Below are 13,144 nucleotides of genomic sequence, written 5' to 3'. Positions count from 1 at the left end.
GCCGCCGCGAACCACAAGGAGGAGATCCCCATGAATACCCGCAGGAACGTGCTGAAGACCGCGTTGTGCACCTTGGCGGCCACGGCCGCATTGCATGCCGGCGCCGCCCCTCTCGTCATCAATACCGATACGTCCGATGTCGCGGTGAAAGCCGCGTTCGACGCGGCGGTGGACGGCTTCAAGGCCGAGAATCCCGACGTGCAGGTCAAGGTCAACCGCTTCGACCACGATGCGTACAAGACGGCGATCCGGAATTTCCTGACCGCCGACGCGCCCGATGTCGTGAACTGGTATCCGGGGCACAAGATGGAGCCGTTCGTGCGCGCGAAGCTTTTCGAGGACGTGTCCGATCTGTGGGCGAAGGGCAATCTCGACGCCAAGCTGAAGTCGGCGGCGCCGGCGCTGACCCTGGACGGCAAGAAGTGGGGCATCCCGTACACGTATTACCAGTGGGGCCTCTATTACCGGAAGGACCTCTTCGCGAAGTTCGGCATCGAGCCGCCGAAGACGTGGCAGGCATTGCTCGACGCGTGCGCGAAGCTCAAGGCGAACGGCATCACGCCGCTCGTGATCGGCACGAAGGAGCCGTGGACGAATCTGGCGTGGTTCGACTATCTCGACCTGCGCGTGAACGGCTTTCCGTTCCACATGGCGCTGACGAGCGGCAAGGTGCCGATGACGGACCCGCGCGTCAAGGCCGTGTTCGATCGCTGGGATCAATTGACGAAGCCGGGTTATTTCCTCGCCAATCACGCGTCCTACACGTGGCAGGAGGCGGCCGCGTCGCTCGCGCAAGGCAAGGGCGCGATGTACCTGATGGGCAACTTCGTGGTGGCGCCGATGAAGCAGGCCGGCCTCGGCCCGGACAAGCTGGGCTTCATGCCGTTCCCGACGATCGATCCCGCGGTGCCCCGCGCGGAGGAGGCGCCGATCGAGTCGATCCACATCCCCGCGAATGCGCGGAACAAGGCCGACGCGCGCCGCTTCCTCGCCTATATGGCGCGCGCGGACGTCCAGGCCCGGTACGGCGAGCGCACCGAGGAACTGGCGGTCAACCAGGATGCGCCGCCGCCGAGCGATCCGTATCTGAAGGCCGGCGCGGCGCTGCTCGCGAACGCACAGGGGCTGTCGCAGTTCTTCGACCGGGATGCCGCGCCCGAGCTGACCCAGGCCGCGATGGACGGATTCGAGCGCTACATGCTGAAACCCGACTCGCGTGGCGAGGTGCTCGACCGGCTGGAGCAGGTTCGCCAGCGCGTCTACAAATAACGATCGAATCGTGTCCCGGACGGACGCGGTGCCGCGTTCGTCCGCCACCGGAGGTTTCGTGCAATCCACTGCCACATCCGTCGGCGCCCCGCGCGTCACGTTCTGGGAGCGTCACCAGCGCGCAATCGCGCCCTGGCTTTTTCTCGCGCCCGCGCTCGTGCTGTTCGCCGTCTACGTCATCGTTCCGATCGCACGCTCGATCGGCTTCGGCTTCTATGCGTGGGACGGCTTGAGCACGCCGCGCTTCGTCGGCCTGGGCAACTACCTCGAGCTCCTCGGGGACCCCGATTTCTGGACGGCGTTCAGGAACAACATCATCTGGCTGGTCGGCTTTCTGCTGGCCGTTCCGGCCGGCCTGTTCTTCGCGCTGTTCCTCAATCAGAACGTGTTCGGGATGCGCGCCGTCAAGTCGATGTTCTTCTTTCCGTTCGTGATCTCGCAGGCCGTGATCGGGCTCGTGTTCGGCTGGTTCTACGATCCGTCCAACGGCCTGCTGTTCCACGTGCTCCAATGGTTCGGCATCCCGCCCGTGGCCGTGCTGTCCGACGAGCGGTACGTCACCTACGGCATCGTTGCCGCCGGGCTCTATCCGCAGATTTCGTACTGCATGATTCTTTACCTGACGGGTCTGTCGAACGTGCGGCCCGACCTGATCGAGGCAGCCCGCCTCGAAGGCGCGCATGGCTGGTCGATGCTGCGTCGCGTCGTGCTGCCCCAGTTGCGCTCCGCGACGTTCGTGGCGATCGTCGTGACGGTCGTCGGCGCGCTGCGCAGCTTCGACATGGTGTCGATCATGACCCAGGGCGGCCCGTACGGATCGTCGCGGGTGCTCGCCTACTACATGGTCGAACAGGCACTCGGCGATTACGGCTATCGGGTCGGCTACGGCTCGGCGATCGCGACGATCCTGTTTCTGCTGATGCTCGTCTATATCGGCTTCGTCATCGTTCGCGTCTACACGCAGGAAAAGGAGCTTGCCTGAATGTTTCCCACACCGATCGAACAGGCCGGCCGTTCCGCGCAATGGCTGTACCGCGTCGTGCTTGCCGTCGCGCTCGTCGTCTGGCTGCTGCCGCTTCTGGCCATCGCGCTGACGTCGATTCGCGGGTCCGCCGACATCTTCGCCGGCAACTACTGGGGATGGCCGACCGAGTGGCGCATCGTGGAGAACTATCGCGCCGTGTTCACGGATACGCCGCTGGCGCGCTATCTCGTCAACACCTGCCTGATCACGGTGCCGGCGGTGATCGGCGCGGTGGCCCTCAGCTGCATGGCCGGCTTCGCGCTCGGCGTCTATCGGTTCAGGCTGAACCTGCCGGTCTTTTTCCTGTTCCTGGCCGGCAACTTCGTGCCGTTCCAGATCCTGATGATTCCGGTTCGCCTGATGAGCCTGCAACTGGGGCTCTACAACTCCGTGCCGGGCCTCGTGCTGTTCCATGTCGCGTTCAATACCGGCTTCTGCACGTTCTTCATGCGCAACTTCATCATCGAGCTGCCGCGCGAGTTGATCGAAGCAGCCCGCATGGACGGTGCGACCGAGTTCCAGGTCTTCTACAAGGTCGTGCTGCCGCTGGTGCGGCCGGCGATGGCGGCGATCTCGGTACTGGTCTTCACCTTCGTGTGGAACGACTACTTCTGGGCCACGGTGCTGGTGCAGGGCGATCACGCGATGCCGGTCACCGCCGGGCTGAAGACGCTGAGCGGCATCTGGGTCGCGCAATGGCATCTCGTCGCGGCCGGATCGATCGTGGCAGCCCTTCCGCCTGTCCTGATCTTTTTCTTCAAGCAAAAACACTTCATTGCCGGCCTCACGATGGGGGCCACCAAAGGGTAAGACCTATGTTCGATACGAAACTGGTGTGCTTGAACGGCTCCAACGTCTGCATCGCGCTGGAGGAGTCGTCCGGCATGCCGCCGGTATGGCGTCACTTCGGCGCGAAACCCGATGAACGCGCCGGCGTGTGGCGCGCCGCGAGCGCGCGACCGCACCCGCCGACGGTGCTCGACGGCGATCCGCCGTTCACCGTCCTGCCGACCCACGGGTTCGGCTGGTTTCACCAGCCCGCACTGGCGGGCGCCCGTCCGGGGACGGACGGCGACACGGACTGGGCGCAGCAATTCCGGCTCGACGAAGTCAGCCGAAACGCGCACGGCATGTTGCTGAAGCTGAGCGACGAGCAAGCCGCGCTCGGCGTGACGCTCGGTTATGCGATCGATCCGGCGTCGGACGTCGTGACGATGTGGGCCGAGGTCGAGAATCGCGGCGAGACGCCGTTTCGCGTGGACTGGCTGGCCGCGGCATCGGTGCCGTTGCCGCCCGACGCAGACCAGGTACTGGGTTTCTTTGGGCGCTGGACGCTGGAGTTCCAGGAAACGCGCGAGCGCCTCGGCGTCGCAACGTGGCGCCGGGACAACCGGCGCGGTCGTACTTCCCACGACTCGTTTCCGGGCGTGATGATCGGTTCGTCGCTCGGTGACGACGAAGGCCAGGTTTATGGCGCGCATCTGGGATGGAGCGGCAATCATTCGATCGTCATCGAACCCATGCTCGACGGTCGTCGGCAACTCCAGTTGGGCGAGTGGCTGGCCCCGGGGGAAGTCGTGCTTGGCCCCGGGCAACGCTATCGCACGCCGTGCGCCTACCTGTCGTATAGCGCGTGCGGCCTGAACGGACTGAGCGCCGGGTTCCATCGTTTCGTTCGCGCAAACATGCTGAACGCGCCGCAGCAGCCCATGCGCCCGCGCCCCGTCATGCTCAATACCTGGGAGGCCGTGTATTGCGAGCATGATCCCGCGGATCTCGAAGAGTTGGCCCGGGCCGCCGCGCGACTGGGCGTCGAGCGCTTCGTGCTCGACGACGGCTGGTTTCATCGACGCAACAACGATCGCGCCGGGCTGGGCGACTGGTGGCCCGATGCCGACAAGTATCCGCGCGGCCTCGCGCCGCTCATCGAGCGCGTGCGCGGCCTCGGCATGGAATTCGGGCTCTGGATGGAGCCGGAGATGGTCAACCCGGACAGCGAGCTGTATCGCGCCCATCCCGAGTGGGTGCTCCAGCTCGACGGCAGGCCGCGGGTGACGGGGCGCAACCAGCTGGTACTCGATCTCGCGGAGCCCGAGGTGGCAGCGCATCTGTTCGCGCAGGTCGGTGCGTTGCTGCACGAACACGCGATCGCTTACGTCAAGTGGGACATGAATCGTGATCTTGCGACCGCGGGCCACCACGGCCTCGCGGCATACCGTCGCCAGACCCGTGCGTTCTACGCATTGCTGGACCGGTTGCGTCGCGCGTTTCCGTCGGTGGAGATCGAGAGCTGCGCATCCGGCGGCGGGCGTGCCGATTATGGCGTGCTGGAATACGTTCAGCGGATCTGGACGAGCGATTGCAACGATGCGCTGACCCGGATCGGTATCCAGCGCGGCTTCCTGCGGTTCTTTCCGCCCGAGGTGATGGGCGCGCACATCGGCGCGGAATGCTCTCATACGACAGGGCGGCGGCATACGTTGGCGTTCAGGGCCGCCGTTGCGATCTTCGGTCACCTCGGGCTCGAAATCGATCCGCGAACCCTCAGCGCCGAGGAATTCGACGAAGCCCGCCGCTGGATTGCGCTGTACAAGGCGTGGCGGCCGGTCCTGCACGGCGGAACCTTGCGGCAGGGGCGTGCCGGCAGTGCGCTGTCGTGGACCCAGGCCGTCGCCGACGACGGGATGTCGTCGCTGCTGGCCGTCTATCGATTGCACGAGGACGACACGCGCTACGCATTGCCGCTGCGCATCGACGGACTGCGGCGCGATGTCGTTTATCGCGTCCGCTTCCTTCATGTGCCGGTCGCGCCGCACTTCGTGCAGCAGACCGACCTGTTCGCGGCGATGGCCGGCGAAGGCGCCGAACTTTCGGGCGCGACGTTGCTGGACATCGGCGTGCCGCTGCCGCCGCAACCGCCCGAATCGTGCACGCTGATTGCGCTGGAGCAGGTGACGCAGCTGGCGTAAGCGTTCGGTTCGACGAGCCGTGCATCGAACGCCTGTTCGTCACGGCTCGTCGGCACGGGCTTGCCGGTCGCACCGGGTGCGACCGGATTTGCTGCACTGCGCTGCATCGCTCGTCCTCGGCAACGTCGCGCCTGCCGCCGGATGGCGACGTTTCGGCAACGGGCGTAGCATTCAGACATGCGGCCAGCCGCGATCCTCACCGACGGATCGGCGGCGCACCCCGATCGGGCCGCAGCCGGCCACGCATGACGGCCCGGCAAAGGAGCCTCGATGCGCTCGCAAGCAACGTCCGTTTCGCGCCTGAAACGCTATGGGATCGCGGCTGCAATCGTCATCGCCTGCCTGATCGTCGTCGGGCGCATCACCGGGGTCCTGGTCGACTGGCTGTGGTTCTCGTCGATCGGTTATGGCGGCGTGTACTGGACGGTCCTGTCCACGCGGGTGCTGCTGTTCGTCGCGGTGTTCGCCGTGGCGGCGGCCGCGATCGGCGCGTCGGGGTTGCTCGCGCATCGTCATGCACGGCCCGTCGATGTCTGGCCGGTCGAGGACCCTGCGTCGACGCGCGAGGAGGAAGTCCTTCTGGCGCTGGCAAGAGACGTCGCGTCGCGCATTCCATGGCGCGTGGTCATTGCCGCCGGCGCCGCCTTCCTCGGGCTTGCGATCGCCGCCGGTGCGATGTCGAGCTGGGACGTTGCGCTGCGTTATCTGCATCAGGTGCCGTTCGGCGCACACGATCCGATCTTCGGCAAGGACATCGGTTTCTATCTGTTCGCGCTGCCCGTCTGGATCGTGCTGAAGAACCTGCTGCTGCAAGTGGTCGTGTGCTGCGCGATCGCCGCAGGCATCGTCTACTGGCTGCGCGGCGACATCGCACTGCGGCGGCCGAAGGGGCTTTCGTCTGCCGCCGCCGTTCACGGTTCGGCGCTACTGGCGCTCTTCTTCCTGCTGAAGGCGTGGTCGTGGTGGCTCGAACGATTTTTGCTGCTCTACGACAACAACGGTGTCGTGGTCGGCGCCGGTTATACCGATGTCCACGTGATGCTGCCGGTGCTGTGGCTGCTCGTCGGCCTCGCCACGGCGTCGGCCGTCGCGATGCTGGTCAACATGCGCCGGCCCGGCTATCGTTTGCCGGCCGCTGCGGTGCTGCTGGTGTTCGGCACGTCGTTTGCGCTCGGCATCCTCTATCCCGCACTGTTCCAGCGCTTCTACGTGAAGCCGAGCGAGCTGCAGCTCGAGACGCCCTATATCCAGCACAACATCGCGCTGACGCGGCAGGCTTACGGCCTCGCGCAGATCGAGGTCAAGCCGTTTGCAGCCGAGGAAGGGCTGAATCTCGCGTCGCTGCAGGCCAATCGCGCGACCGTCGACAACATCCGCCTGTGGGATGTGCAGCCGCTGATGGATACCTATGCGCAGTTGCAGGAGATCCGGACTTACTACAAGTTCTTCTCCGTGGATATCGATCGCTACCGGCTCGACTCCGGCTACCGGCAGGTCATGTTGTCGGCACGCGAACTGGAGCAGACGATGCTGCCGGAGAACGCGCGAACCTGGGTGAACCTGCATCTGCTGTTCACCCACGGCAACGGCGTCGTAATGTCGCCGGTCACGGAGAAATCCACCGAAGGCTTGCCGTCGCTTTATCTGCGTGACATTCCGCCTGCCGCGGAGGGCGGGCCGGCCATCAGCGAACCGCGCATTTACTTCGGTGAAGGCGGGCAGGGTTACGTGATCGTGAAGGGCAGCGTGCCCGAATTCGACTACCCGAAGGGGGACAGCAACGTCTACACGTCCTACAGCGGGCGCGACGGTGTCGCGATCGGCGGCGTGGCGCGGCGCAGCCTGTTCGCGTGGCAGTTCGACGATCCCAACATCCTGCTGACGCACTACATCACGAACGACAGCCGGATCCTGTTTCACCGCAACATCCGCGACCGGATCCGCACGATCGCGCCGTTCCTCGCGCTCGACCACGACCCGTATATCGTGGCCAGCAACGGCCGCCTGTTCTGGATGCAGGACGCCTATACGACCAGTCGCTGGTTTCCGTATGCGCCGCCCGGTGTCGGCGACGGCGCCAACTACATTCGCAACGCGGTCAAGGTGGTGGTCGACGCATACAACGGCACGGTCGACTTCTACGTCAGCGATCCGTCCGATCCGCTGGTGCGGACTTACGCACGCATCTTCCCCGGCATGTTCAAGCCGCTCGACGCGATGCCGCAGGATCTGCAACGGCATATCCGCTATCCGGAAGACCTGTTCCTGATCCAGGCGAACCTCTACCGCGCGTATCACATGGACGCGCCGGAAGTGTTCTATAACCGCGAGGACCTCTGGCAGTTTCCGCGCGCGCTGGGCGATATCGACGGCGCCGACACCGCGAACACGCGGATGGCGCCGTACTACACGATCATGCGACTGCCCGGCGACGCGCAGGCCGGCTTCGTGCTGATGCTGCCGATGGTGCCGAGCCAGCGCGAGAACATGATCGCGTGGCTGGCCGCGCGTTGCGATCCGCCCGGGTACGGCAAGCTGATCGTCTACGCATTCCCCAAGGACAAGCTGATCTACGGGCCGTACCAGATCGAGGCGCGCATCCAGCAGAGCACGGAAATCTCGCAGCAGATCTCGCTGTGGAACCAGATGGGCTCGCGCGTGATCCGCGGCCATCTCGTGGTCGTGCCGATCGAAAACTCGATCCTCTACGTGTCGCCGCTTTATCTACGCGCGGCGTCGGGCCAATTGCCCGAGCTGAAACGGGTGATCGCGGCCTACGGCGATCGCGTCGTGATGGAGGAGAACCTGAGCGAGGCGCTCGCCGCGCTCTTCAAGGAGACGGGGCCGGTGGCGGTGGCACCGGCGAGCGGCGCAGCGGATGCGCGCGCCCGCGACGCGCTGGCCCATTACAACCGCGCGATCGAGCGGCTGAAGGCGGGGGATTGGGCCGGCTTCGGTACGGAACTCGATGCGCTGCGGCCGTTGCTCGAGGCGCTGGGCGCCGTTCGAGCGGATAACAAGAAGTGAGCGGGGTGCCGCCAAACGGGCGTGCACCCCATACGCTTCCCGACGGCTCGATCGCCGGCCGGTTCGTCAGGTCACCGGCGGCGCGTGCCCGTGATCGCCCAACCCCCGCGCATCGTCGTATTCCCGCGAAATATCCTTGTTCGTGTAGTCCCCGAGCTTCGATGCGGCGACCACGCTCAGCACCGCACACACCAGCACGTACGCCGCGATCGCATACCCCGAATGGTAGTAGGCGAACAGCGCCGTCGCGATCAGCGGTGCCGGGCCACCGGCAATGACCGACGCGAGCTGATAACCCATCGACGCGCCGCTATACCGCAACCGCCCTGTAAACGACTCGGCGATCAAGGCGGCCTGCGGCCCGTACATCATCGAATGCGGGACCAGCGACAGCACGATGGCCGCGAAGATCCAGACCGGGTTCCGGGTATCGACCATCGCGAAGTAGAGGAATCCGAACACACCGACGACAGCCGCACCGATTATGTACATTCGCCGCCGCCCGATCAGATCCGACACGTGCCCGAACAGCGGAATGGTGAAGAACTCGACCACGGACGCCACCAGCACCGCCGTCAGCAGCAGTTCGCGCGACACGCCCAGCGCCGTGATCCCGTACGTGAACACGAACGCCGTATAGATATAGAACGGCGCCTGTTCGGCCATCCGCGCGAACGCCGACAGCACGATATCCCTTGGTTGCTTGCGCAACACTTCGAGCATCGGCGTCTTCTCGATCCGGCGCTCGGCCAGCAGCTTCGCGAAGATCGGCGTCTCGAGAATGTTCAGGCGGATATAGAGCCCGATCGCGACCAGCACGATGCTGAGGAAAAACGGCACGCGCCAGCCCCACGCGAGGAAACTGCTGCCGGAAAACCAGCTCATGGCCAGCACGGCGAGGTTGGCGAGGAACAGTCCGGCCGGCACGCCGAACTGCGGCCACGATGCGACGAAACCGCGATGCGCATTGGTGCGCGCCCACTCCATCGACATCAGGACCGAGCCGCCCCATTCGCCGCCCACGCCGACGCCCTGGATGAAGCGCAGCACCGTGAGAATGACCGCGCCCCAGATGCCGATCGCGGCGTAGGTCGGCACGAAGGCCACGGCGAACGTGGCGAGCCCCATCAGCAACAGGGTCACGATCAGGGTGGCCTTGCGTCCGATGCGGTCGCCGTAATGGCCGAAGATCGCCGCGCCGACCGGCCGCGCGACAAAGCCGACGGCATAGATCAGGAACGCCTGCAGCGTGCCGACGAGCGGGTGGGATTGCGGGAAATACAGCTTTGCGAAGACCAGGCCGGTGACCGTGCTGTAGAGGAAAAAGTCATACCATTCGATCGTGGTGCCAATCGTGCTGGCGATGACGGCGCGGCGCAACTGGCGCCGGGCTTCCTCGTCGGAGAGGGGCGTGGCCGCGGATTGTGTGGCAGCCATGTTGATATCTCCCGGATAAGGGCGATAGAGAAATCAACCATACGCCCGGCGATGGGTTCCGGCAAGTGCCCGCGGCTAGTGGATTGCACGGTGTCCAGGCTTTTCAGTCAGACATCCTGATATATCGCAACGTGATATTTAATGGCTATTCGTTGCGATAGGGACGAGGGTGGCGTGATGTTCAAACCGAACACGCGCGCGGATACCGCATCGCATTCACCCGCCGGTGCGGGCATGCATGTCGATGAACGCCCGGGTACGTGACGGCTCGGTGATTTCCGTCCACTGCAGATGCGCGAATTTCGGATCGTTGCGCAGGGTGGCGAACTTGACACGGTTCTTGTCGAACGTGGTGTATGACCACAGCAGCACCGAATCTCTGGAGCAGAACGCCATCCGCAGCGACTCCCGGTTGCCGTGCGAAAGCTCGGTGCGCATGAGCCCGCGGCTTACCGTGCGCCAGAGCACGCGGGAGAACACCGTCCATCGCCCGAAGTTGAGCCAGACGACGTGCGTGGCCCTCGACCAGAGCACGTCGCGCACGGCGCTGTAGTTCCCGTCGGCGACCCAGCGGTCGCCGGCCGTCGCGGCAAGCACCGCGTTCTCGAACTGCTGGGGCGGCACGGCTGTCCAGTCGGGGCCCCAGTAGAGTTGATCGAGTTCGATGTACGGGCAGCCCGCGGCAGCCGCCAGCGCGCTGGAGAAGGTGGATTTCCCCGACCCGCTTGTTCCGACGACGACGAAGCGCATGTGTTTGACCGCGGTGGAATGGCGAGGCCGCGTATTGTGCCTGATGTGCCCGATAGATCCCGCTACACGCGCCGGCCGGCCCGCCGCTTACTTGCCGCCGCGCGGCGCGCGACGCGTTGGCTTGGCCCGCGCCGCGGGTGGCGCGCTGTCCGTATCGTCGGCGTCCGGAAGCACCAGGTCTTCCATCAACGCGAGCGTGCGCAGGCAGAAATCGTTGCCGGCTTCGCGCTCGGCATCGGAAAAATGCGCCATCGCCGGTGCGATCGACGATTCGTTCGCGAGCTTCACGACCGCCTTGTCGACGACGTCGAGCCCCTTCCGGGTGAGGTGGACGATGAATCCGCCGGCATGACCCGGATCGGGCTGACGCTCCACCATCCCGAGGCTCGCGAGGCGGTCGATCTTCTTGGTGATGGCACCCGACGTCACGAGCAGCGCGCGATACAGATCGGTCGGACGTTTCGCATACGGGTGCCCGCTGCGGCGCAGCGCGAGCAGCACACGCATGTCGGACCCGCTGATGCCCCACATGCGCTGGCACATCTTGTCGAACGACTGCTCGACGAGCGTGCCGATCCGCATGAAGTAGATCGCCATCAGGAAATTCGACAGGTCGAGTTCGCTGTGCTCGTGCTGCCATTGCAGCGTGATCAGTTCGATCAGGCTGTGACGCGGCAGGCTCGCCTTGGGAGCGGATTCCGTCTGCGCCGGCGCTGCGTTCTTGCCGGTTCGGTTGCGGGCGGGCTGCTTTGCGTCTGCGGTGCTCATCTCGATGGCTTCCTTGGAAGGGCGTGCGACCGGATCGATCGTAACGGGGCGATGACCGGCGTGGCTGACCGCCATTGTACGTAAGTTTCCCGGTCGCACGTTCGCGTCGCACGCTACCCGGCGTGTACGGCCGCACGCAGCATGTCGGCCACCTGCCGCTGGGCCAGCGCGGCGGCGCCGACCTCGCCGCGCATGCCGTAAAACGTGTGCAGCATCCCCGCATAACGCACGCACGTCGTCGCCACGCCCGCTTCGGCGAGCTTGCGCGCATAGGCTTCGCCGTCGTCGCACAGCACGTCGCACTCGGCGGTGATCACGAGGGCCGGCGGCAAGTCCGCGTGACTGGCCGCATGGAACGGCGACAGCGTCCAGACCGACGGCGACACGCCGTGATCGAGCGCGTACTCGCGGAACGCATGCGCGACGTCGGCGGTGCGCTGCACGAAGCCTTCCGCATAAACGGACCGCGACGCGTGGTGCTGCGTGGCGTCGGTCGCCGGATACACGAGCGCCTGCGCGAGGATGCGCGGGTGTGCCTGCTCCCGCGCAAGCAGGCACACGACGGCGGCAAGATTGCCGCCAGCCGATTCGCCGAATACGGTCAGCCGCCCGGTCGGCAGCCCGTGCTCGTGCCCGTGCTCGGCGACCCAGCAGGTCGCCGCCCACACGTCTTCCAGCGCCGCCGGGAACGGATGCTCGGGCGCCAGCCGATAGTCGACGCTGATCACGGCCAGCCCGGAATCGTTGGCCAGGTGCCGGCACACGGCGTCGAAACTGTCGAGATTGCCCATCCGCCAGCCGCCGCCGTGAAAGGCCATCGTCACGCCGACGGCGCCGTCGGGATGGTAGATGCGCACCGGAATGCCACCGTCCGGGCCGGGAATCGTGAGGTCGAAGACCTTGTCGACGCGCGGGCCGGGCGCCCGCGTGGCGGTGCGTGCGGCGATGCCGGCGCGCGCGTCGTCGGCGCTCATCTGAGCGAGGCTCGGCCGCGCGGCGGCCGCGTCGGCGAACGCGCGCAGCGACGGATGAACGAGGTCGCGTGGAGAAGGTTGAGTCATCTGGCTCATGGTGTGGGGGTTGCCGACGGGGCAAACGTGATGGCGGGAATGGCGGCCTTCACGCCGAGGCCGCCGTCGACGGTGACGATTTCACCGGCCATGTGCGCACTCAGGTCGGACGCGAGGAACAGCAGGTGGCCGGCAATTTCTGCGGGCGTGGCCGCGCGCCCGATCGGGATCGCTTCGCCGACCCGCGTCCAGGTCGCTTCGTCCAGCCGCTGGTTCAGGCGCGGCGTGCGCACGAACCCTGGAGACACCGCGTTGATGCGCACGTTGTACGGCGCATACTCGACGCCCGCGCAGCGGACCAGATGGTGCAGCGCGGCCTTCGACGCCGCATACGCGACCTCGCTCGGCACCGCGCGATCGCCGGCGAGCGAGCCGACGAACGCGAACGTGCCGCCGCCGTCGGCCTTCATCAGCTCGCCGCCGATCTGCAGCGCGAGGTACGCATGGCGCACGACGATGTCGAACTGCTGATTCCACGACGCATCGTCCACAGCGGACAGCGGTTTGATGCCCGCGACGCCGATGATGTCGACCACGCCGTGGATGCGGCCGAAGTGCTGGCGCGCCGTGTCGAACACGCGCTGCATGTCGTCGCGCGACGTGGCGTCGGCCGCGCATGGCACGCCGTCGACGGCTTCGGCGATGCGGCGCGCGAGTGTTTCGTCGCGATCGACGCAGAGTACGCGTGCACCGGCCTGCGCGAGCGCATGAACTGTCTGCTCGCCGATGCCCTGGCCGGCGCCGAGCACCACGAAACCGCGCCCGTCGAGTCGCAGCAGGGACAGGTAGTCCGGCGTATCGCTGCGGGTTTGATCGTTCGTCATCAAGGT

At 65.9% G+C, this 13,144-nt stretch carries 10 protein-coding genes; 5 read left to right on the top strand and 5 right to left on the bottom strand.

Annotated features, from left to right (window positions below):
- Nucleotides 1-30: 30 nt before the first annotated feature.
- The 5 genes from ACN22W_RS33910 (at nt 31) to ACN22W_RS33890 (ending at nt 8,289) form a co-directional block, all read left to right on the top strand.
- Nucleotides 31-1,269 carry an extracellular solute-binding protein gene (locus ACN22W_RS33910; RefSeq protein ID WP_419690429.1) on the top strand — a complete coding sequence of 413 codons (1,239 nt, stop codon included), beginning with the start codon at nt 31-33 and terminating at the stop codon, nt 1,267-1,269.
- 58 nt (nt 1,270-1,327) lie between these two features.
- Nucleotides 1,328-2,251 carry a carbohydrate ABC transporter permease gene (locus ACN22W_RS33905; RefSeq protein ID WP_419690428.1) on the top strand — a complete coding sequence of 308 codons (924 nt, stop codon included), beginning with the start codon at nt 1,328-1,330 and terminating at the stop codon, nt 2,249-2,251.
- A complete protein-coding gene (locus tag ACN22W_RS33900; protein WP_419690427.1) occupies nt 2,252-3,103 on the top strand; it encodes a carbohydrate ABC transporter permease in 852 nt (283 codons plus the stop codon). It abuts the gene before it with no gap.
- Between the two features lie 23 nt (nt 3,104-3,126).
- Complete coding sequence (locus ACN22W_RS33895) at nt 3,127-5,262, top strand: alpha-galactosidase (protein ID WP_419690765.1); 2,136 nt, start codon at nt 3,127-3,129, stop codon at nt 5,260-5,262.
- 270 nt (nt 5,263-5,532) lie between these two features.
- On the top strand, nt 5,533-8,289 hold the full coding sequence (locus tag ACN22W_RS33890; RefSeq protein ID WP_419690426.1) for a UPF0182 family protein: 2,757 nt from the start codon (nt 5,533-5,535) through the stop codon (nt 8,287-8,289).
- 66 nt (nt 8,290-8,355) lie between these two features.
- Here the strand turns inward: ACN22W_RS33890 and ACN22W_RS33885 are convergent, their stop codons facing one another.
- The 5 genes from ACN22W_RS33885 to ACN22W_RS33865 form a co-directional block, all read right to left on the bottom strand.
- Nucleotides 8,356-9,726: an MFS transporter gene (locus ACN22W_RS33885; RefSeq protein ID WP_193102708.1), complete on the bottom strand. Its 1,371-nt coding sequence runs from the start codon at nt 9,724-9,726 to the stop codon at nt 8,356-8,358.
- A 216-nt stretch (nt 9,727-9,942) separates the two neighbouring features.
- Nucleotides 9,943-10,476 (bottom strand): toxin, encoded by a 534-nt coding sequence (locus ACN22W_RS33880; RefSeq protein ID WP_419690425.1) that lies wholly within the window; start codon nt 10,474-10,476, stop codon nt 9,943-9,945.
- 87 nt (nt 10,477-10,563) lie between these two features.
- A complete protein-coding gene (locus ACN22W_RS33875; protein WP_226800689.1) occupies nt 10,564-11,244 on the bottom strand; it encodes a MarR family winged helix-turn-helix transcriptional regulator in 681 nt (226 codons plus the stop codon).
- A 113-nt stretch (nt 11,245-11,357) separates the two neighbouring features.
- Nucleotides 11,358-12,314 carry an alpha/beta hydrolase gene (locus ACN22W_RS33870; RefSeq protein WP_419690424.1) on the bottom strand — a complete coding sequence of 319 codons (957 nt, stop codon included), beginning with the start codon at nt 12,312-12,314 and terminating at the stop codon, nt 11,358-11,360.
- Nucleotides 12,311-13,138 carry an SDR family NAD(P)-dependent oxidoreductase gene (locus ACN22W_RS33865; protein ID WP_419690423.1) on the bottom strand — a complete coding sequence of 276 codons (828 nt, stop codon included), beginning with the start codon at nt 13,136-13,138 and terminating at the stop codon, nt 12,311-12,313. Before ACN22W_RS33865 ends, ACN22W_RS33870 begins: the two co-directional genes overlap by 4 nt.
- Nucleotides 13,139-13,144: the final 6 nt, after the last annotated feature.

It is taken from the genome of Burkholderia theae (genome assembly GCF_048565265.1).
GTDB classification, from domain to species: Bacteria; Pseudomonadota; Gammaproteobacteria; order Burkholderiales; family Burkholderiaceae; genus Burkholderia; species Burkholderia theae.
Note: the sequence above shows the minus strand (reverse complement) of the source record. Positions and strands in the feature narration are given on the sequence as shown.